The sequence below is a fragment of the Streptomyces sp. NPDC051211 genome (genome assembly GCF_040689505.1).
GTDB lineage: Bacteria > Actinomycetota > Actinomycetes > Streptomycetales > Streptomycetaceae > Streptomyces.
Genome location: NZ_JBFBAV010000017.1, coordinates 52,550 through 72,090 on the forward strand (window position 1 = coordinate 52,550; position 19,541 = coordinate 72,090).

The following is a 19,541-nucleotide window of genomic DNA, read 5'->3' on the forward strand; positions in this document are numbered from 1 at the left end:
TCGCTGGGTAAGGACACCCCGGCGGGGCCGACGGTCACCGATGGGCTCCCAGCACGGAGTACGCGCCCCTACGGGCGATCACGACACCGATGCCGAGCGCGAGGATCAGCCCCCACACGGGCAGACCGTCCGTCTGCAGGGCGAAGGCCGTACGGCTGGCGGCCAGGGTCGGCGCCACGACTACGGCGGCCCACACCGCCACCAGCGCAACGGCCGCACGGGTCACGCCGACCACACCGCCGAGCGCCAGGGTCGCCGAGGTGAAGGCCAGACAGGGCAGCAGCCACTGCGCGGCCGCCATCCCCGTCACCCATCCGGCCACCAGCAGCGCGGGCACCACCACGGCGAGCACGGAGGCGGTTCGCCGCAGCACCAGGTACAGCCCCGCTCTGGGCGCCGAGGCCGTCAGTTCGTACGCCGGGTCGAGCCCGCGCGACCACGACGCCGCGACGCCGAGCACGGGCAGGACCGGGGCGAGCAGAAGTACCAGTGACACCTCGCCGGATCCGGTGCCGACCAGGTCGAGCAGTAGCGCGAGCAGTGTCACGCTCACGACCATGGCCAGCCACGGCACCATCACCGGCGTCATCCACGCGGACAGCCACGCCGACCAGCGCCGCCGGTGCGGCATCGTGGCGGTGGCGGCCAACTGGGGGCCGAGGCCGGACCACACCGTGTCGACCAGTGCCGCCACGGCGGGCGCCTGCGCCGTAACGGCGGCCGACAGCCGGTCACGGCACACCCGGCACGCCTCCAGGTGGGCCTCCAGCGCCCACACCTCGTCGGCGGCGATGTCCGTGTCGCCGCGCGCGTAACCGTCGATGATCCGCATCGACGCGTGTTCCACGCTCATACCAGCGCCCTCCGCATCGCGATCCTGGCCCGGCGGGCACGGGTCTTGACCGTGCCCTCGGGCAGCCCGAGCAGGACCGCGGTCTCCCTGACGGACAGTCCGTCGAGCACCATGGCCTGCAGTACCTGTCTGAGCTCCGGCGCGAGGCGCCGCAGCGCGTCGCCGACGTCACCGTCGACGGTCGCCGCGAGCGCCTCCTCCTCGGCGGCGGGCGCCACGGGCTGCGGGGCGGCCGCGAGCGGCGGCTCCGCGTGGTGGGCCCTGCGCCGGAACGCATCGACGAGGCGCCGCGCCGCTATCGTCCACAGCCAGCCGACGGCCGTTCCTCCGGCCGCGGCCCCAGCGAACGCACCCGCCGCGCGCCACACCGCCAGATACGTCTCCTGCATGACCTCGGCGACGATCTGCTCGTCCGCGCAGCGGCGGCGCAGCCGCACCGCCATCCACGGCGACGTACGCCGGTACAACTCCTCGAACGCGGCACGGTCGCCCTTGGCCACCAGCCGGACGAGACGCTCCTCGTCCAACTCGTGCAGCGCTGCTCTGACTGTTCTCACACCTCCTAGACGCCCGAGCCGGGCCGCAGGTTTTCCCCCCGACGTGATCCCCGCCACATGTGGGAAACCAGTGGGTTCCACTCAACCGAAGCGGCTCCAGCCGCGGGCCTCGCCCAGGGCTCGGGCCGTCTGCCGGGCCCGGACAAGCCAAGGGCCGGCCGGGCCAGCGTGCCGTTCCCGGTCGAACCGGTGAAAGTCCAGGACCGTGGTGAACAGCGGCAGCTAGACCCGGCCCGTGATCACACGAGACGGATCGGGAACCGGTGGTCGCTCTTCGGCGACGCCGATCGGGCCGCCGTGCGTCTCACCTCCGCGACGGTCTGTCCGACCTGCTTGGCCCACCAGATGGACGTCCCGGGGGCACGACTCTGCCCGGGGACGGGGTGCTCAGCTCCAGCATGGTGCGCATCCGGGTGCGAAAGCCGGGCCAGGGCCGCGGTGCGCGGGTTACGGCAACTTTTCCCTCAGGGCGACATCTTCGGGCGTGATGCGAAGAATTCCCAAATGAGATCGGTCGCATTGACGCCCGTCACCGGATCGCCCATCGTCTGGTCCTTGCTACCCGGCCACTTGTGGCCCATGTCCGGGAGGCGGTAGGTCGTGAACTCGGACTTGTCACGGCATTTCGCGGATGTGCGCGTGTTGTTGCCCTTGACCTTTTCGGCCTGTCCGGCCTTGCAATCCAGACGTTCCGACCAGGACTTGATGCCCTGCTCGAAGTCGTCGTAGTACTTGTCGAGACCGCCGACAAAGGTAGCGACGGACACCGGAGTTTTCGGCATGTACGAGGGATTCTGCGCGGCAGGGCCGATGTAGCCGCCGCTGACCGGGGCGATCGCGGCCAGCGTGCCCGGGAGCTCGACGGCGAGTTTGTAGGACATGTCCGCGCCGTTGGAGATACCGGTGGCGTAGACGCGCTGAGGGTCGGCCTTCCACGTGTCGACGAGGCGCTGCGTCATCGCGCCGATGAAGCCGACGTCGTCCTCGGCACCGCAGCAGATGAGTGCGTTGTACGCCTGATCCATTCCGTTCGGATAGGCGACGAGGAAGCGTTCCTTGTCGGCCTTGGCGTTGAAGCCGGTCAGTTCGGCCGCGTACGTGCCGTCGGCCGGGTAGGGGTGCATGACGACGACCAGGGGGAGTCGCTCGGTCGCCGTGTAGCCGGGCGGTGCGTGGACGGTGTATTCCCGCTGCTTGCCCTTCCAGGTCATGGTGACCTTCTGATCGCCGGGGCGTGGCGTCTCCACTGCCGGCTGCTTCGCCGAAGGCTGCTGGGGCTTCTCCCTCCCTGTGCCGTCGTCGTCCGTGTTCGCGCTGCAGCCGGCCAGAGGGAACAGCAGGGCCAGAGCAGCGACTTGTAAGAGACGTGTCCGCATTGGGGCATGGTGGCAGCGGCGCGTTGGGCGGTCCAGAGGTCCACGGCATCGCGGACCGGGAAGGACGCAACCCAGCCACCATCCGACTCGCCCTGATGGGTCCAGCCCGCGCCGGTATGGCGTGCGCGGGTGAGGCCCGGTGCCCAGCCGCTCTGGGGGCAACACCGCCGGACCGCCCCAAGCAGATGGCGTCCCTCGGCCCGTGAGACGCGGTCAGCGTTCGGCGGTAACCGCTCCGGTTGCCAGGGGCCCCGGTCGGGGGAGCGGTGCACATCGGCGGCTCAGGCGCGGCACCGTTCTACGGCCTCATGCCGCTGGAGCGCTGTTCCCTGCTGGCTATGGATCCGCCCGGAGAACCAGGAACACCCAGGGGCTTCGGCTGCGCGGGTCCCGGGCCACATGAACGCCACCTCTTCCTCCACATCATCGAAATGGGCTGCACCGGCGTATGCGTCCTCGCAGTGACCGGTCCACTTACCGGCCGCGTCCTCATTGGTAACGGCGACGGGTGCTGGGGCCCCAACGTCTCTTCGGCCACCGACTTCCTCGACTGGTACGAACGCTGGCTCAACCACATGCGCGCCGGACGCGACAACCGGGCCCTGGAACTCACCTCACCTCGACTTCGCGCCGATCCGAACCGCCACCGTATGACTTCGAAGATCTGACTCTCCGTATCCACAACACGGAACGTGAGCCAGAGCCCGTTCTGGTGAACAAAGCCAGTTCATCCACCTTCCCGTCCTGATCGCGGACACCATCGCCAGGTGAACCACGCGGCCCTGGGCCCCCGCGGCGCGACCGACGGCGCACAGCAATCAGGCCGGAACGTTCCCACCCGTGTTGTCAGCCTCCCGTCTGCTTGGGATCCTCCCCATGTCCTTGCCTGCACGACCAAGAAGGAGGATCGCCATGCGATCAACAAGGCGAGCAAGCCGATTACTTGTCGGGGTGGTTGCCGCGCTGGCTCTGACACTCAGCGCAACAACTTCCGCCTCGGCACACAACGCGACTGTCAGCGGCCCTACCGATTGCGGTCCGTTCAACGTGTACAACTGTGGCCATGGAAACGTGCAGGAAGGTCACACCGTCGTGCGAGCCTGTGACGATGTGGCCGACGGCGAGGGCTACGGCGTGCTTTACGTGCGGAAGAACGGCGACACGGGAACTGTCAAGGACGGGAACGGCAGTGCAGCAGGGTGTGGAGAGGCTGTGGCAGGGACGATCCTCAATCCCGTGGTGGAACTGTACTCGTGCAACCTGACCTCTGGTATCTGCGTCGGTCCGACGCGCGCATAGCCGGCGGCTCGTCGCCCCGGGTTGACCACTGGTGCGCGGCTTCAGCTGCTCGTCCTTGCCGACGGGCTCAATGCCGAGGACCTGCTCGCACATCCACTGCTGCACCGATGTGAGCTGTTCCGAGCCGGACCGACCGCACCCACTGCCCCATACCTCGCCCTTGGCGCACGCCGTAGCCCGCCGAGGTAGGCAGCGCTCCGCCCTCGTCCAGGTGCAGCCGGGTGAGGTGGAAGGCGCGCTGCCACTCCACCGGCCAGGTGGGGCACCAGGACGGGTCGATCTCCTCCGGTTGTTCGCGCCGTTCCTGCGTCATGGCGCCGGCTGACGACTCCACAATGCAGGCCCTCGGCACGCCGGTCCCCGATGTCCACCGCCTTCCGGGCGCGGACCCGCGCGCGTTCTTCAGCCAGTAGCGGTGTGTGAGGAGGGCGGTACGCGCGTCACGTCAGCCCCGCTCGCTACGGGCTCGGGTTTCGGGAGGCCCACCACGCACTACTACGGCCTTGCCAAGCGCGCCTGAGGGCATCATCTTTCGTGTGCTCAGCATGCGATAGAGCCAGGGCGGAAACTGCTGGACGGCAACAGCTACGTTCCCGCTCCATGCCCTCGCCGAGGTCGCCTCCGACGACAGGCCACCGAGCTTCTGAGCTGCCATCCTTCAGGCCGCGAGCAGCGCCGCGAGGAGCAGGGGCAGGGACCAGCGGCGCGTGCCGCCACCGTGCCGCACACCGGCGCCAGACCGGCCCAGACGGCCCCGCGGCGCCTCGGATGGATGACGCGGCGCGGTGCGCAAGGCGCGCCGGGCCGGTTGGTGCCTCGTTCCGAACCCCCAACAAGGGCCTGTTGCGAAAGTGTGCAGTTGGCGGGGGCGGTCCAGCATGAATGTCAGACGTGTCTGTCAGGCTCTGGTTATGGACATGACGCTGCAACTGACGATCGACTGTGCCGACCCGCAGAGGCTGGTGGCGTTCTGGAGCGAGGCTCTGGGGTACATCCCCGAACCTCCACCGGGCGGCCACGCCACGTGGCGGGAGTACTGGGCAGCCATGGGGGTGCCCGAAGAGGAGTTGCCTGTGGGTGCGGGCGACATTCCGGAGTCGATCGTCGATCCCGCAGGCCAAGGGCCCCGGGTGTGGTTCCAGCAGGTCCCGGAACCCAAAGCCACCAAGAACCGAATACACCTCGACCTGAAGGTCGGCGGCGGGCGCGACGTCCCGTTGGCGGTCCGCACGCAGCGGGTCACCACCACAGTGGAAAGACTGATCAAGGCCGGCGCCAGCGTGCTTCGGATCACGGATGAGCCGGACATGGGGCAGTACGCCGTCCTGCTGCAGGACCCGGAAGGCAACGAATTCGACGTCGTCTAGGAATCGTTTGGCCATGCTGCTCACAGCCACTCGTTGATCGCCGCGACAAGGACGGTCGCTTCTTAGCGGACCGTGAGCTGTCGTACCTGGTAGCTACGGCTCGGTGTCGTTTGAGGCGATGGAGGCCGCACTCGACCGCGTGCCTCGCCTTGTAGTCGCTCTTGTCGACCCGTCGGCGGGCCGCCACCGCGCGAGCCGCGGTTCTTGCGGTTCGCCGCCTGGTCGGCCTTTTCCGGGATGGTGCACCGGATGCCGCGTCGGCTCAGGTTGCTCGGTTCTTGCGAGGGGCATACGCCTTGTCGGCGCGGCCCCTTCGTGGGCGCACGCGGGCCGGCCGGCCTCAGTCGGGGCACTCGGATGCGGCCCAGTACGGCCTCGAATCGCGGGGAGTCGCCGCGCTGCCCAGCGGTGATCACGATCGACATGGGTTTCGGGCCCTGCTCGAGGGCGAGGTGCAGCTTGGTGGTCAGCCCGCCGCGCGAGCGCCCCAGCTGGTGGTCGTCCGGTTCGACGGCGAGCCCGCCGGGCGGCTCCTTTTGCAGGTCCCCCTTTTGCGGGCCCCGGCCGCGTGCTGGTGGGCCCGGCAGACCGTGGAGTCGACGTTGAGGTCCCAGGTGATCAGGTCCTCGGCGTCGGCGCGGGGCTGCAATGCGGTGAAGATGCGCTGCCAGGTGCCGTCCCGCTGCCAGCGACGAACAGGTCGTACGACCGCGCCCACGGCCCGTACCCGTCGGGAACATCCCGCCATGGGATGCCGGTGCGGACGCGGAACCGGATGCCGTCGATCAGCTGCCGCGGGTCCATACCGGCGGCCGGCCCGGCTTCTTCGAACGCACCCTGGGCTGGCTCATGCACCACCGCCGCTTGGCCCGCGACTACGAAACCCTCCCCACCCGCTCCTCCGCCATGATCTACATCGCGATGATCGCCCTGATGACCCGCCGCCTCACCCGCGAATCCACTCCAACCTGGCGAGGCGCTTGAATGCGGCCGTTCCTGGCCGTGCTGGCCACCGCCGCCAGCGTCCAGGAATCCATCGCGGGCCAGCCCGACGACTCCGCCCACCCGTAGCACGACGCCCGACGACGCACCCCGAACTTCGGCACCAGCCCCGGCCCCTGGTCCGCCGGCACGGACTACGGGTTGCCACGCCAGGCACCACTGCACATGATCGACGGCATGAGTGAAGAAACCGTGGTCGCGAAGACCTGGCGCATGTTGTTGGAACGCCACCCTGAAGCCCGCCGCGGGAATCCCGAAATGATCGAAGCCGCGTTCGCAGAGCCACGTCTGCGGCAGCTTTACCCCTTTCCCAGCCACGGCGGCCTTAGCTTTCACCGCTTCATGTGGAGCAACGACCTTCCCTTCATGGTCAAGGGGGAGGGAACCTACTCGGTGTATGCCGCCCGCTATGCCGAACTCCTCGGCGAGGTAGCCACACCCCAGGAGGCCGCCGCACTCGTCGTCGCGTACCTTCCGAGCGACTGCGTGGCCGCAGTGGAAGGCCCGTGGCCGGAGTCGAACAGCAGCCCGCGTTGAGGCAATCACTGGGACTAAACGGCCTCTGAGCTTGTTCTTTATCTCTACCGGTGTCTCGTCCCGCAGAACAATGTAGGGAAGTCTGAAGCTCAGGGAGCCTTCTGGCCGGTGAGGAACGCCTGGACCACCGGCAAGGTGAGATCCGTTCGCAGGAAGGTGTCGAGGTGCCCGCAGCCGGGCAGTTCCGCGAGGGTAGCGCTGCGTATTCGGTCGGCGGTCTGCCGAATTGCAGGAAGTTGAGGGTCGTGGTCTCCGGCGAGCAGGAGCAGCGGGACGGCTGAGGAAACGAGCGCGTCCAGGACGCTGTCGCGGTTGTCCAGGGCGAGGGTCAATGCTGCCAGGGCATTCGGGTCGGCGGCTTGGATCACGGTGCGCATCCATGCGGGCAGCAACCTCTGACGCTCCAGCGTCTCGATGAACGGTGCGGTCCCCTGTGTCCGGAACACCGCGGCTTCCTCCTCCGCGGCAGCCGGCTCGACGGTGATCGGGCCGGCGTGGGCGCCGCCCACGACGAGCGAGGTCAGCCGCTCAGGGTGACTGGCCAGCAGATGCAGGCCGATAATGCCGCCCATCGAGGCGCCCCACATGGCCGCCTGGTCGATGTCGAGCGCGTCGAGCACGGCGAGGACGTCGTCGACCTGACGGCTGATTGCGTAGCTGCCTGCGTCGTGGGGCGCTTCGCTGTCGCCGTGCCCGCGGGCGTCGATCAAGACGAGGCGAAAGCGATCGGCGAGGGCGTCAACGTGCCCGGCGGAGTGCCAGGTGGTGCGGTCTCCGAAGAAGCCATGCAGCAACACCAGCGGATGTCCACGGCCCACGGCCTCGAACCCGATCGTCAGTCCGTCACTGCTGGTGATCCGCATGTTCCGAGCCTGGAGGACGGCCGCCTGCGCGTGCAATGTGTTTTGCCGGGCGCAGACCCATCTGCCTCAGTGGCACCCACCGCTCAATCGGTGAGGGGGCCTGCGATCCGTCAGTCTTCGGTGAGATCGCTCAAGGACCAGTGTGACAGGACAACCGGCCTCGAACGGCGTCTCGAACTGAGTCGCTCACGTGGGGATTCGCCGGACGTGCGGGCGGCCTTCGTCTGATCATGTGCTCCGACCAAGGTGCACGTGACCAAGACGAAGGCCGTGAGGGTGAGTCTGCTGCCTGATGCTGTCCCGAGGGAAGCGTTCGCGGTGCTGTGTGCGGACGGCGCCGTGAAGTCCCCCGTGGACTTGGCGCTGCTGCCCGAGCATCGTCGTGGGCACGGAGCGATGTACGGCGGCCTGAACCACGGCCGTATCGACGTCGATCGACTGCGAACGGCGCTGGCCGGTCTGTCGCTGCCGCGTTTCGACGGCGGGCGCCTGGTCCTGGCGGTCGACGTGTCACCGTGGCTCCGCTCGGACGCGCCATGCTCAGCCGATCGGCTGTTTTGCCACGTCCACGGCCGCGCGAAGACGGCCTCGCAGTTCATCCCGGGCTGGCCGTACTCGTTCGTCGCCGTGCTGGAGCCGGGCGCCACGTCCTGGACCGCGATTCTGGACGTGGTCCGGCTAGGACCCGTCGATGACGCGACCGCGATCACCGCAGACCAGCTCCAGGCGAACGCAGGACGCCCCGCACCGCCGACCAGCTCCAGCGATCATTACCGGACAGCCCTTAGCCACGGAGTGCCCCGTAAAGGAGAGAGCTGCGTGGCCTCGACGGACGGCCTGCCCAAGCCCCGACATGGGCGGGCTCCGCGCGTAGGCGCAGGCTTGGCAACGAAGAGCAGAGCCGGGGTGAGGATTTCCACGTCGGGTCCAAGGGCCCGTTGTCAGTGGTCGTGGGTAGGCTCCCTCTTTGGCGGGGTCGGTTCCGAAGCTTCCAGCACTGGAGACTCAATGGCAGTCCTCCCGGTCTGCGCGGGGGTGGTTACGGCCTAACCGGCGTCCGGGGTATCAGGGCCTCGTGGTGGCTTGTCAGCCCGACCCCGCGCCCAAGCCCCGCTCCGCGGCCACTGCGGACTGCCGCCGGCCGCCCGCGCGGGGGAGCGGACCGGACACCCCATCGTGCCGTAGGCCCGGACCCCGTGAAACGGGGTCACCCTGGCCCGGCGAGCGGGCCGTTCGGGGTGGAACGAAGCGGAACCTCCCGAACCTGTCCGGAGCGCAGCGGAGGACTCCGGGTCCGCAGGGCCGGCTCCGGCTCGGCGTAGCCGAGCCTCGCCGAGTGAAGCGACGCGGTTCGTTGGCACGGCCGACAGAGCCGTGCCTGACAGTGAGAGGGCCTGGCCTGCCCTCAGCCTCGGATTCGTTGGGCAGGGGGATTCCACGGGACACTGCCTGGGGCTGGTGGTCACCGCGCTGGCTGGCGCTCCCTCGGGCTCCAGGTGGCGCCGGACCGGCACGGAGCTACGCTGGAACTGCCGTGATCGTTCCCGGCTGAGCGCCGGCGATCGGTGAAGAGGGTGGCAGCCCGCCGCCTCCTGGAGATGCCATGCACCCCGCGCTGTCCCTGTGCGCCGCAGCACTCGTCGCCACCGCTTTCGGCGGGGCCAACACGCCGCCGCCCGGTCCGGACGACGGCAGGCTCTCTCGTTTCTATCAGCAGCGGATCGACTGGGGCCCGTGCCCGGCGTCCTACGACGAGTCCATGCGATGCGGGCACCTCATGGTCCCGCTGGACTACACCCACCCCGCCAAGGGAACGGTCGACCTCGCGCTCACGCGATTCCCGGCCACCGGTCACCCACGCCTGGGCTCACTGGTCTTCAACTACGGAGGTCCGGGAGGTCCCGGCGTGAGTACGCTCGCGGAGAGACTCCAAGACCTCCACCGGACCGAGCGCTACCGGGACCTCGCGGAGTCTTACGACCTGGTGGGCTTAGACCCCCGGGGCATCGGCCAGAGCGCACCGATCAGCTGCGGCGGCGCGCTTCCGCTGAGGAATTCCGACTCCGCCGACGGGGCGGGTCTGCTGCGCGCCACGGAGGCGGCGCGGCGCGCCTGCCAGGCGCATTCGGGGCCCGTTCTGCCGTACGTCGGCACGGCCAACGTCGCCCGGGACCTGGACGTGCTGCGCGAGGCCCTCGGGGACAGGAAGCTGAACTACCTCGGCTGGTCCTACGGCACGCGGATCGGCGCCGTGTATGCCGCGCAGTTCCCGCAGCGCACCGGGCGGATGGTGCTCGACGGCGTGGACACCCTCTCCGATTCGCTGGCCGACCAGGCGCTGGACACAGCGCGGGGACGTCAGCGCGCCTACGACGCCTTCCTCGACTGGTGCGCCGGCCTGACGAGCTGCGTGTTCTCCGGGACGCACCGGCGGGAGGCGAACGAGCGGACCGAGGCGCTCATCGCGCATCTCGATGAGAAGCCGCTCGACGCGAAGGGCGGTGCGAAGTTCAGCGGACGGGATCTGGCGCTCGCGCTCGTGAACAACCTGTACGCACCGGCGCAGTGGCCTGATCTGGCCCGTGGGCTGGGGTCTCTGGTACGCGACCGGGACCCCTCGGGGCTGCTCGAATCCGCCGAGCCCGAGACCGACAACGAAGCCGCCGCCTGGGCGGCCGTGAGCTGCGCCGACTACCCCGACCGGGGCGTAGGCGGCGACCCGAAGGCGTTCCAACAGCAGCTCGACACCCTGCGGCCCGAGTTCCTCGACGCCTCCAGGATCTTCGGACCGGCTCAGCTCACCGAGATCGCCTACTGTCACAGCTGGCCCGCGCCCGTCGACCCCACGGCCGGCCTCCGCCACGTCGACGCCCCGCCGATGCTGCTGGTCGGCGTCCGCGGCGACCCTGCCACCCCGTACGCGTGGACGGAGCAGACCGCCCGCGTGCTTGGCAACGCCGTCGTCCTCGACTACAAGGGCGAGGGGCACACGGGATTCGGCCGCTCCGACTGTGTGAACCAATACATCGAGCGCTACCTGCTGGAAGGCAGGCTGCCGCACTCGACGGCGGCGTGCCCCGCCGAGGCGGTCGACGCCGAGGGCCACGAGGACGTCCGACCCTCGGAACGCTCCAGGGGTCCAGCCGGGGTGCCTACAGAACCCACATTGAGATGACCCTGGAGGACGTGAACCCTTGAGAGGGCGTTTCGTCCCGTTGTTTCATCCCGGATTGCCGGGTTGAGTGCTCGAGCAGTCTTACGACCTGTATGGAACCGTCGTAGTCAGCGGACCCCCCTGCCGGCCTGGATCCCGTACTCGCGGCGAGATTTCAGGCCTTGTATGGGGCCGTGGCGGAGGTACGGGGGGAGCGTCGTGTATGCGCGGTTGCAGAGATGTTGGTGCAGCTCAGCGCGGTGTCACACACCGGTGAGGGGGACAGGTATGGCGGTTCCGGTGTGAGGGTTTCGGGCCGGGAGCCCACGACGAGAGCCAGGCCGTGGGTCGGCTGCGCGTGTCTCTGGCGGCTTGTTGGCGGTCGACCGGCTCGGGCCTGGTCCCGCCGGCGGAGACCGGCCCGGGGCTCTGGTCGCGGGCCGTGGTGGAGGCCGCCGACTCGGAGCAGGTGCGGGCGGCGTTGCGGGGTCCGGTGGGGGATGGGTGGGCGGCGGACCGGTTGACGGATGGTTGGGGGTGCCGTTGCCGGAGTGCCGGCCGCGGGTGACCGCCTCGGCGGTCGGCCGCCTTGTCCGGGTCGGGCTCCTGGTCTACCTCGGCGGTGACGTGGAGTTCCCCGACGTCCACCCGGACCAGGTGGCCGCCGGAGCGGCCGACCGTCGGCCGTCTGGCCTGGGTGATTCTCGGTCTGGGGTGTGGCTGTGCAGGTTGTTCGGTCGTGTGCGCAGTTCCACTGGTCCTCGGGATGTGGCCAAGGATGGGGTGCCGGCCTCGGGGTGTGGTCGCGGCCATGGGGGAGGGGCTGGCGGGCGGTGTTCACTGCCCGTCCGGGACGCCGAGCGGCACCGTGAACCGCGACTGCCAGCCTTCCTCCGTCAGCACCACCAGCTGGACCGCCGCCGCCCGGGTGCGCAGCGGCAGCAGGCTGCCGATCGCAGCGCGGACATGGGCAGTAGCTGTCGGGTTGTCCGCACCCATGGCGACCGTGACATGGGCGGCGGGCCGCGCCCCGAAGCGGCCCCTGTACGGGCGCAACCCGGGCCACTGGGCGCGGAACGCATCGACGATCGGTTGGAGTCCCGGAACGGTGACGGCGACGAAGCCCGACGCCGTCACGACCTCGTCCAAGAGCAGATCGGCTGCCGGAAAACGCGCCGCCAGGGAACGCACGCCCTTCTCGTCCTGACCCGTCAACGCCGTTTCCGGCACGAACGGGTAGAGGAGCGAGACGTGCGCCGGCACCCCACGACGCACCAGAGTCGGGTCGATACGCCACGCCGCATCGAGGAGCGGGGCGGCATCGGGCAAGACGATGACGACGGCAGTGGTCCCTGGCTCTGGCACGCCGTCATCATCGCAGGCCAGTCCGCTACTGCGCCCATTGCACTCCGAGGTGGGCGAGGGCGGCGAGTTGGGCGTTGTGAATGGGTGGTGTGGTGGCAGCGGTTGGTTGTCAGCGGGTGACTGCTTGCGGGCGATGGTTGCTGACGGCTTCCGGCGGCCGCACCGGCTGATGCTGGGGGTGGCCGGTGTTACGGCTCCTCGGCGGGTGCGGGTAGGTGGTGCCAGGTGTGTCCGCAGGTGCCTTTGCAGTACGTCTGTCTGCGGCGGGTGTCGGCGACGGCGAATACGGAGACGAGGACACGGAACGCCTTGACGTGTTCGTCGGCGGGGAGGCTTGAGAACCCGTAGCGGGGTGGGTCCATGCAGATCATCACCGAGGGGTTGGCGGTGGGCTTCACCCCGGACCGTGCGACCCCTGCGCGGCCGTCCGCGGCTGTGATGTGTGCCTGCATCGCGTAGCCGGCGACCTCGTTCAGCACCGCCAGTCGGCGTGCCAGGGAGAGGTCGGTGAACCAGGTAGACCCGTCGTTCAGGGTGCGGAGCTCTTGGGCGATTTCGTTGACGACCTGCTCGGTCTCGCGCCGGAAGGAGCGGTCGTCCGCCCTGCTCGTTTCGGTCATCTATTGATCATTCCATGTTGCCGGTTCGGGCCGGGGGCGGTCTGGTACGACGCGGCGCCACGCTTAATTGGCTTTGTTGGTCAGGAGCGAGAGCGTTTGTCACCCAAGGGCGAGAACACCCTGTGGACAAGGCAGACGATGTAGCCGAGTTTCAGCAACACACGAATGCTTGCCTCGGCACGGATGTCGTGCGTTCCCCAGGCGCGGGTGGCTGCGGAGCCCTGCAGCGTGCCGCGTACGGTCAGCGGATGCACGACGGGCAAGGCCCTCGCCGCCTCGACCAAAGCGTGCGGACGGACCCGTTGGTGAGCCCCGACGACGTGGTCGCCTGGTGGCCCAGTCCGGGCGCGACGAGGTGGCAGGATGACGCGGTGTCCGACTTTCTCCGTGAACCGTGGCTGCGTGGCATCGCCTTCAATCCGGCGGCGCCCTCCGACGTACTGATACGACTGATGGATCGAGCGGCCGGTGAGGTCGGCCCGCTGATGTGTGAGGGCCGCCACCTACCCGACGCAGTTATCGAGGCAGCCCTGCGCCACCCGGCCAGGGGGATCCGCCGCGCGCTCGCCGGTAACCGGTACGTAGACCCTTCGCGACTCGTCCCCTTGGCGACGGACCCATCGGGGATCATCCGTGCGCGGCTCGCCAACCCCCGCCCCCGCCCCCGATGGGTCCGACCGCTGCCCGACGACATCCTCGTCACCCTCCTGACTGCCCAAGACGGAGGCGAGGACGGCATGCTCACCGAACACGAGATCACCCAGGAGCTCAGCTTCTCTCGGCAGATCCCTCTGTCCTTCTACCGCTCCATGGCCGGGCACGAGCACCCCGAGCTCCGCATACGCGCCACCTGGAGGTGGCAGTTGCTCACCCCTGCGCAGCGGGAGGCGCTGCTCGACGACCCCGACCCCGCGGTACGGGAAGCAGCGCAGGAGAGCAGCTGGGTGCTCGACCCGGAAGCGGTGGAGGCCAAACTGCCGTCCATCGGCTCGCACAGCAAGTCGTTCGTGCTCGGCACGTGCGCCCTGTCCCCCGCGCTCGTCGAACAGTGCTTCGCGGACGACACCGTGCACCCCCTTACCTGGAACCGCCACACTCCGGCCGACGCCGTCGCCCGGCTCGCCCGCCACCCCGAGGCGAAGGTCCGCGAGATGGTCGCCGCCCGGCCCGACCTGGCACCGGACCTGGTAGCGGAGCTGAGGAAGGACCCGGAGAAGGACGTGCGGATGCGCGCACGCCTCCACCCCTTCCCCCGTACATGGGCCGAGTTCTGGGCGATCCACGGGGTCATTGGGCACGGTCCGGACTGCACCTGCCCGATCACCGAGCCGGACACCGAGCCGTCCCCCGGCTGGTTCGCCGCCTGCGCGGTGTCCGCGGAACCGGTGCTCCGCCGGGTTGCGGCGAGCTGGCCCGGCCTGCCCGCAGAACTCGTCGAGACACTCGCGCAGGACGACGACGAGGAGGTACGCATCCGGCTGGCCTGCCACCACCCGCTGGCTCCGCCACAGCTCCTCCTGGACGTCTTCGTCACCCGCCCGGCCCACCGTCCGCACCTGCGGACCCTGCCCGCGTTCCCCCGCACCGGCCTGACCCACCTCATCGGCCACCCGGATCCCGAGGTACGCGCCCTGGCCGCTGCCGATCCCACCCTGTCCGAACCTCCGGTAGGAGACCCCGACGAGTCGGTGTGCCGGGCAGCCGCCGCCAACCCGCGCCTGACACCGGAGGTCTTGGAGGCTCTCCTCGCCGACCCCCGTACCGCAGAGGGCGCTGCGGCCAACCCGTCCCTCCCCGTTCCCTTCATGCACGCACTCCTCGACCGCTGCCTGAACGGCGCCGCCACCCCACCAACGGCGACCCCAGGTCGAGAGACAACGTTCACGTAGCGAGCACAGGCACGGCGACCTCTGTCGGTGATCGGCTGATGCCGACACGCCAGACAGGCGTTTCCAAGTCTCATCAACATTGCGGGCACCAGCGACAAGCGACTGCTCCTGCAACTCGTCTACAAACGTTCTCCGTTCCTACCTACGCAGCCACTTAGTAGTGGCTGTCATGTGGTGACCAAGCTGCTGCCATGGGCTGCGTAGCAAGGTGGTGGTTGGCTGTCATGGGGTTGCCATTCCCGTATGCGTTTCGCTGGGATGGGGGTGCGCTGGCGGGTATGGGTGAAGGGTTGTGAATGGCGCGGGGGTGTGGTGGTGCGTCGGTAGTTGGCGGTGGCTGAGTTCCGCCGGCCAGCTGCTTCTCGTCGGCCGCTTCGACGAGCTCGTTGGCCAGGACGTACTTGACGCGGAAACCCGCCATCGCCGCCTCTGTGCCGAGCGCGATCAGCAGGTGTGACCTGCCGATGCCGGAGTCTCCGATGAGGCAGAGCGGCAGGCCCTTCTTGATCCATTCGCACTTGGCGAGGGTGTGGGCCATGGCTGGGTCAATGTTGGGGGTTGGCGTCGAAGTCGAACTTGCGGAGCGACCTATCCCGAGGGAAGCCGGCAGCCTTGATGCGGCGCTCGGAGCGGCGGCGGGCCCGGTCGTCGCATTCGGCCAGGAGGAGCTCGGAGAGGAATCCGACGTAGCACATCTGCTCGCGGCCTGCGGTTTCGGCGAGTTCGGGGAACTGGGACCGGATGGCGGGCAGCCTCAGCATCCGGTGTGCCTGGTCGATCGCTACCGTGGCTGCCTGTTCGGTGAGTCCTCGCTGGCGGGGATGGACACGCTGTTCTCCTTCAGGCGGTGGGGCGGTTGCGGCGGACCGCAGGGGCCGGTCGTAGTGAGCGACCTACGGCAGAGGCCGTTTGTCGGGTGGCAGGCGGGCTCGGACGGCAGGCGGCAGCGGGGCGGGGAAGCACCTGACACCGCGTCGAGACGAACCCGCGCCCACAAGCCCCCACTCCCCGACGGATGGTGACGGTGGGGCATGTTCATCCTCGTGTTGAAACTGCAACAATCTGTAGACTTTCATTCGTGTGCCCGGCTTTGGCACCATGATCACGTCCTGAACACGCAGGACGTTCTCTTGGGGGGATCCCGATGTCCCGCATGCACCTGCTCGCCGCGCCGGTAGTGGCCGCCGGTCTGGCATTCGCCGCCGCGCCGAGCGCGAGCGCTGCCACCACCGCCACCATCAGCAAGGCCGAGTACGACCTGATCAAGATCGGCACCACCACGTCCAAGATGCACAGCATCGCCGACAGTGGCGCCTGCAAGCTCAAGAGCCGCGACGACTCCGGTGGCGTTTCCTACCGGCACTACGAGTGCAAGGGCAACAAGCCCTACAGCAGCGCTTCGTTCGACTTCGTGAACGGCAAGCTCGAGATCAAGGGCCAGGCCTTCCTGGACGGCCTGAAGTCCAACGGAAAGATGACCAAGGCCAAGTACAGCAAGATCAAGATCGGCAATACGATCGGTCAGATGCACGAGATCGCAGGCAAGGGCACCTGCGTGCGCGTCGCCCAGTCCCAGAGCCGAACCGACAGCATTGCGATCTACGACTGCGAGCAGGCCAGCACCTTCGGCGTCGCGAGCTTCCTCTTCGAGAACGGCAAGCTCACCACGCGCAACCAGGCCGGCCTCCGCTGACGCGACACGATGTGAGATGACGTGAGGGGGTGGTGGCGCCACGGCGCCACGGCGCCACCACCCCCTCACGCATGCCCGCCGCCCGCGCCTTGCACCCGCGACCTGGCCCCCTGTCGGGCGGCTGGTTCCGCTTCACGACCAAGGAAGACATCCTGGTCGCTGGCTGGCACGAGATCATCCTCGCGGCTGGTGATGGCAACTGCCCTGACCCGTTCCTCGACGGGACCACCTTCTACAGCACTGTCGCCGGGGAGGGTGGCGGCTGGGCGTTGGGCGAGGTCGCGCTGGGCGGCTCGGGCCTGGGCGAGTTCGGTCGATTGCCGCGGGAGGAGCAAGCCTTGTCCCCGGCGACGGCGTCCAGCCGGGTGCAGGGGCGGCCGACGGGCCCGCGGACCCGGATCTTCCGTAGGACGGGGACGAACTGCGGGCTGTCGGCGGCCTGTCCGGAGGTCAGCACGAACGCCAGCGGGCGGCACCTGCGGTCGGCGGCGAGGTGGACCTTGCTGGCCTGCCCGCCCCGCGAGCGTCCCAAGAGGGCGGTCTTCAGGCGGTGCTTTCGCCGGCGGCGGACCCGTCGTCGTTCCTCCCGCTCGGGGGCCGCTTCGGCCTCGTGTCCGCTTTGTTCTTCGGGGTTGCCCCGGACAGGTCCACCTCGCCCGCTTCGCCGCCTCCGCGATCAGGTCCTCCAGCAGGGCTTCGAACACTCCGGCGTCACGCCACTGGCGGAAGCGGTTGCAGACGGTGGACCAGGCATCGAACTCGCTCGGCGTCTCCCGCCACTGCCCGCCGGTCCGGAACCGCCAGATCACGCCCCTCGAACTGCTCACGCAGGGTCTTGGGGTACGGGCCGTACTCGCCGATCGGCAGATGCGGCTCGATGAACTCCCACTCTTCGTCCGTCAGTTGCGCGTGCGTCACGCACGACGGTCTACCGGGTACAGGGCCTGGAACGGGGCGAAACCCACGGATTGATCACGGCGCGATCCGCGCTAGGCGGGCTGCGGGGCGGGCGCTTCCGGAGCGGCCGCGACGTTGCGGGTCTCGCGCATGATCAGCAGGCCGTTGACCACCATCAGTGTCGCGGTCAGGCCGTGGACGCCGAGCGCGGTGGCCACGGAGCCGTGGTGGGCCAGCACGTTGGTCATGTCGCCGTACGCGGCGAGTGCTTCCACCAGCAGCACCCAGCCCAGCGCCCGGCGGTGACCCGTCACCAGCAGGATGCCCAGAACCAGGGCCAAGACGACGTCGCGGATTCCCTTGATGATCAGGAAGCCGTCGCCGTCGCCGGACGGCCAGCTCGGCAGGCCGTAGCCCGGCGCCGTCGTCTCCGGGCTCAGGATGTACTCCGTCCCGAACCAGAGGATGAAGAGGATGAAGGCGGCGGCCAGGACGGTGTTGACCTTCTTCAGCGACATTGTTCTTCTCCATGCGAGTCTTCGTCAGCTTGGTGAGCTTCGTGGAGCTTGCCGAGTCGTGTGGGGGCCTGATCAGGCCGCGTGGACGCGGCCGATCGAGGGGGACAGCTTGCCGGGATCGCGGTTGTGGGATCTGAGCGGCAGCTGCATTCCCGAATGTCGGGATTTCGGTGGTCAACCGCACCCCGAGGAGTGGGGATTGGTCACGGCGCGGCCTCGGCCCGCGGGGTCAGAATTCCGATGCCCTCTCCGGCTCACCCCGACGGCGCAAAAGCCGTCGATATACAGGGGCGAACCAGTGCAGGTCGGCGCAGCGGTGGTATCAGGCGAGGGCGACGACCAGCAGGGTGAACGCGGCGACGATGACGGCGAGGCGGATGTAGTGGTAGCGGTTCCAGCGGTGCAGCTGCTCCTTCCAGTCAGCGGGCCGGTTCTCGGGGGTCCAGGTCTTGTTTCGGTTGTTGATCGGGACGAGCAGCAGGATCGACATGACCACGCTGAGGATCAGCAGTCCGGCGGCGGTGACGACGAGTCCGGCGCCGTGGTGGTGCCATCCGGCGACGGCCCAGATCGTGCTGAGGACGAGCGAGCCTATGTACCAGAACGGCATCAGGGCGCCGAGCATCCGGCCGCCGTGGGCGTGGCCGAGCTGGCCGCTGTCCTCGGGAAGCGCGTCCAGGATCCGGTTCATGATGAAGACGACGGAAAACTCCACCCCCACCATCAGGCCGACGACGACGGTGGTGACGACCTCGAGTGTGTTGAGCATGACGACCCCTTCGTGAACTAGCGTTGCTAGAAGATGAGGCAACGCTAGCGCTGCTAACGCTCGGTTGTCTAGCGATGCTAGGATCGATTCATGTCGGTAAAGGAACGCAAGGAGCGCGAACGGGCGGAGCGCGAGCGCCTGATCGTGGCGACCGCCCGCGAACTCGCCGAGCAGCAGGGCTGGGACGCAGTCACCACCCGCCAGCTCGCCGCGCGCATCGAATACAGCCAGCCCGTCCTCTACAGCCACTTCCGCGGCAAGCGCGAGATCATCGGCGCCGTCGCCCTGGAAGGCGCCGCCGAGCTGGCCGCGGCGGTGCGTGCCGCGGCCTCCAGAGCGAACAGCCCGCGCGAGCGGGTCGCCGCCCTCGCCCGCGCCTACCTCGACTTCGCCAAGCACAACCCGGCGGTCTACGACGCCTTGTTCCAGCTCGACGGCGGCCTGGCGTACGCGCAGGAGGACACCCCCGAGCCGCTGAAGGACGCCTTCGCCGCCCTGCTCGAGTCCCTCGCCGAGGTCGCCGGCGACGGCGTCCACCCGGGGCTGTTCACCGAGGTGTTCTGGGCGGCTCTGCACGGCCTGGCGACCTTGACCCGAGCGGGCCGCCTGCTGCCCGAGGACGCTGAGCCGAGGGTGGAGCTGTTGGTGGACCGGCTCGCCATGGTCTGACACACCGTCCCGGCGGGCAGGCAGCCGGGGGCCCTCGGGCCCCGCTGCCTGCCTGCCTGCAGCAACGCCTCCGATCACTCGCACCCACACGGCGCAGCCGCAGATCGCCGGGC

The 19,541-nt window shown here is 68.9% G+C and carries 15 protein-coding genes and 7 pseudogenes; 9 read left to right on the plus strand and 13 right to left on the minus strand.

What is annotated here, in order from left to right:
* Nucleotides 1-34: 34 nt before the first annotated feature.
* The 3 genes from AB0447_RS18745 to AB0447_RS18755 all read right to left on the minus strand — a co-directional run bounded on the left by AB0447_RS18745 (nucleotide 35) and on the right by AB0447_RS18755 (nucleotide 2,786).
* The gene (locus AB0447_RS18745; RefSeq protein ID WP_366477791.1) at nucleotides 35-853 is read right to left on the minus strand and encodes a zf-HC2 domain-containing protein; all 819 of its coding nucleotides are present in this window, start codon (nucleotides 851-853) and stop codon (nucleotides 35-37) included.
* A complete protein-coding gene (locus tag AB0447_RS18750; RefSeq protein ID WP_366477792.1) occupies nucleotides 850-1,410 on the minus strand; it encodes an RNA polymerase sigma factor in 561 nt (186 codons plus the stop codon). The genes AB0447_RS18745 and AB0447_RS18750 overlap by 4 nt, the downstream gene beginning before the upstream one ends.
* A 464-nt stretch (nucleotides 1,411-1,874) precedes the next feature.
* Nucleotides 1,875-2,786, minus strand: coding sequence for a PHB depolymerase family esterase (locus AB0447_RS18755; RefSeq protein WP_366477793.1), 912 nt, complete (start codon nucleotides 2,784-2,786; stop codon nucleotides 1,875-1,877).
* Nucleotides 2,787-3,055: 269 nt separating this feature from the next.
* Here AB0447_RS18755 and AB0447_RS18760 point away from each other — a divergent pair.
* Nucleotides 3,056-3,454 (plus strand): annotated as a pseudogene (locus AB0447_RS18760) (SMI1/KNR4 family protein); the annotation flags it as partial.
* 667 nt (nucleotides 3,455-4,121) lie between these two features.
* Here the strand turns inward: AB0447_RS18760 and AB0447_RS18765 are convergent.
* Nucleotides 4,122-4,486 (minus strand): annotated as a pseudogene (locus tag AB0447_RS18765) (helicase); the annotation flags it as partial.
* Between the two features lie 510 nt (nucleotides 4,487-4,996).
* Here AB0447_RS18765 and AB0447_RS18770 point away from each other — a divergent pair.
* Nucleotides 4,997-5,452 carry a VOC family protein gene (locus AB0447_RS18770; RefSeq protein ID WP_366477794.1) on the plus strand — a complete coding sequence of 152 codons (456 nt, stop codon included), beginning with the start codon at nucleotides 4,997-4,999 and terminating at the stop codon, nucleotides 5,450-5,452.
* A 466-nt stretch (nucleotides 5,453-5,918) separates the two neighbouring features.
* Here the strand turns inward: AB0447_RS18770 and AB0447_RS18775 are convergent, their stop codons facing one another.
* Together AB0447_RS18775 and AB0447_RS18780 are read right to left on the minus strand one after the other, a co-directional pair.
* Nucleotides 5,919-6,200, minus strand: coding sequence for a hypothetical protein (locus AB0447_RS18775; RefSeq protein WP_366477886.1), 282 nt, complete (start codon nucleotides 6,198-6,200; stop codon nucleotides 5,919-5,921).
* A gap of 5 nt (nucleotides 6,201-6,205) precedes the next feature.
* Nucleotides 6,206-6,256, minus strand: a pseudogene (locus tag AB0447_RS18780) (hypothetical protein); the annotation flags it as partial.
* Between the two features lie 24 nt (nucleotides 6,257-6,280).
* Here AB0447_RS18780 and AB0447_RS18785 point away from each other — a divergent pair.
* Together AB0447_RS18785 and AB0447_RS18790 are read left to right on the plus strand one after the other, a co-directional pair.
* Nucleotides 6,281-6,436 (plus strand): annotated as a pseudogene (locus AB0447_RS18785) (IS5/IS1182 family transposase); the annotation flags it as partial.
* Nucleotides 6,437-6,631: 195 nt separating this feature from the next.
* Nucleotides 6,632-6,991, plus strand: coding sequence for a DUF6193 family natural product biosynthesis protein (locus tag AB0447_RS18790; protein WP_366477795.1), 360 nt, complete (start codon nucleotides 6,632-6,634; stop codon nucleotides 6,989-6,991).
* Nucleotides 6,992-7,080: 89 nt separating this feature from the next.
* Here the strand turns inward: AB0447_RS18790 and AB0447_RS18795 are convergent, their stop codons facing one another.
* Nucleotides 7,081-7,854 carry an alpha/beta hydrolase gene (locus AB0447_RS18795; RefSeq protein ID WP_366477796.1) on the minus strand — a complete coding sequence of 258 codons (774 nt, stop codon included), beginning with the start codon at nucleotides 7,852-7,854 and terminating at the stop codon, nucleotides 7,081-7,083.
* A gap of 270 nt (nucleotides 7,855-8,124) precedes the next feature.
* Between AB0447_RS18795 and AB0447_RS18800 the strand changes: the two are divergent.
* Together AB0447_RS18800 and AB0447_RS18805 are read left to right on the plus strand one after the other, a co-directional pair.
* Nucleotides 8,125-8,583, plus strand: a pseudogene (locus AB0447_RS18800) (transposase); the annotation flags it as partial.
* 874 nt (nucleotides 8,584-9,457) lie between these two features.
* On the plus strand, nucleotides 9,458-11,029 hold the full coding sequence (locus tag AB0447_RS18805) for an alpha/beta hydrolase (protein ID WP_366477797.1): 1,572 nt from the start codon (nucleotides 9,458-9,460) through the stop codon (nucleotides 11,027-11,029).
* An 816-nt stretch (nucleotides 11,030-11,845) separates the two neighbouring features.
* Here the strand turns inward: AB0447_RS18805 and AB0447_RS18810 are convergent.
* Together AB0447_RS18810 and AB0447_RS18815 are read right to left on the minus strand one after the other, a co-directional pair.
* The gene (locus AB0447_RS18810; protein WP_366477798.1) at nucleotides 11,846-12,373 is read right to left on the minus strand and encodes a 2'-5' RNA ligase family protein; all 528 of its coding nucleotides are present in this window, start codon (nucleotides 12,371-12,373) and stop codon (nucleotides 11,846-11,848) included.
* Between the two features lie 188 nt (nucleotides 12,374-12,561).
* Nucleotides 12,562-12,993, minus strand: coding sequence for a DUF5958 family protein (locus AB0447_RS18815; protein ID WP_366477799.1), 432 nt, complete (start codon nucleotides 12,991-12,993; stop codon nucleotides 12,562-12,564).
* 605 nt (nucleotides 12,994-13,598) lie between these two features.
* Here AB0447_RS18815 and AB0447_RS18820 point away from each other — a divergent pair.
* Nucleotides 13,599-14,882 (plus strand): hypothetical protein, encoded by a 1,284-nt coding sequence (locus AB0447_RS18820; RefSeq protein WP_366477800.1) that lies wholly within the window; start codon nucleotides 13,599-13,601, stop codon nucleotides 14,880-14,882.
* A 352-nt stretch (nucleotides 14,883-15,234) separates the two neighbouring features.
* Here AB0447_RS18820 and AB0447_RS18825 read toward each other — a convergent pair.
* Nucleotides 15,235-15,754, minus strand: a pseudogene (locus tag AB0447_RS18825) (ATP-binding protein); the annotation flags it as partial.
* Between the two features lie 281 nt (nucleotides 15,755-16,035).
* Between AB0447_RS18825 and AB0447_RS18830 the strand changes: the two are divergent.
* Nucleotides 16,036-16,575: a hypothetical protein gene (locus AB0447_RS18830; protein ID WP_366477801.1), complete on the plus strand. Its 540-nt coding sequence runs from the start codon at nucleotides 16,036-16,038 to the stop codon at nucleotides 16,573-16,575.
* A gap of 430 nt (nucleotides 16,576-17,005) precedes the next feature.
* Here AB0447_RS18830 and AB0447_RS18835 read toward each other — a convergent pair.
* From AB0447_RS18835 to AB0447_RS18845, 3 genes and pseudogenes are all read right to left on the minus strand, one after another.
* Nucleotides 17,006-17,493, minus strand: a pseudogene (locus AB0447_RS18835) (IS5 family transposase); the annotation flags it as partial.
* Nucleotides 17,494-17,564: 71 nt separating this feature from the next.
* Nucleotides 17,565-17,990, minus strand: a complete 426-nt coding sequence (locus AB0447_RS18840; protein WP_366477802.1) for a DUF4267 domain-containing protein — start codon at nucleotides 17,988-17,990, stop codon at nucleotides 17,565-17,567.
* A gap of 322 nt (nucleotides 17,991-18,312) precedes the next feature.
* Complete coding sequence (locus tag AB0447_RS18845; RefSeq protein WP_366477803.1) at nucleotides 18,313-18,759, minus strand: DUF1772 domain-containing protein; 447 nt, start codon at nucleotides 18,757-18,759, stop codon at nucleotides 18,313-18,315.
* A gap of 90 nt (nucleotides 18,760-18,849) precedes the next feature.
* Here AB0447_RS18845 and AB0447_RS18850 point away from each other — a divergent pair, with 90 nt between their 5' ends.
* The gene (locus AB0447_RS18850) at nucleotides 18,850-19,428 is read left to right on the plus strand and encodes a TetR/AcrR family transcriptional regulator (protein ID WP_366477804.1); all 579 of its coding nucleotides are present in this window, start codon (nucleotides 18,850-18,852) and stop codon (nucleotides 19,426-19,428) included.
* Nucleotides 19,429-19,541 lie beyond the last annotated feature (113 nt).